General features: G+C 43.4%; 1 pseudogene. It reads right to left on the bottom strand.

What is annotated here, in order from left to right:
• A pseudogene (locus A3757_RS02685) lies at positions 1 to 334 on the bottom strand (DNA polymerase III subunit delta); the annotation flags it as partial.
• Between the last annotated feature and the right edge of the window lie 129 nt (positions 335 to 463).

Below are 463 nucleotides of genomic sequence, written 5' to 3'. Positions count from 1 at the left end.
AGATCAGTAAAATCTTATCTTCTGGCAAATTATCGCAATATTGTTGAAAGGCTTTTGCACCGGGGGTACCGGGTTTAGATTTTCCAAGTCGAAGTTCAGTTAGTGTCTTTTCTGCAAATAAAGACAGAGTGTTAGCTTCTTCGTTTAAGCTGGTCCAATCGAACTTGCGGTCAACTTCCAGAATCTTTCGCTCATCAAAGCCTTGTTTTTTGCAGTTCAGACGAATGCTGTCCAAAGCTTCTTGAACCAATAGTGGCTCGTCACCGGTTACCAAATAAAGCGGTAAGAGCTTTTTTTTCAGCTCATTCTCAAGTTGCTCAGCTTTGATGCGCATACTTACTCAGAGCCCTCGTTACTGCCGGAATCGCTGGTAGTTAGCGTTTGTTTATTTACGACATCTATCTGGCGGAATATTTCTGAAGCAATGCGCTGGCTAAGTTCAGACTGTAGCTCACTGCGCTCG

This window comes from Oleiphilus sp. HI0117, from assembly GCF_001635235.1.
This window is presented reverse-complemented; position numbering and strand designations above follow the sequence as displayed.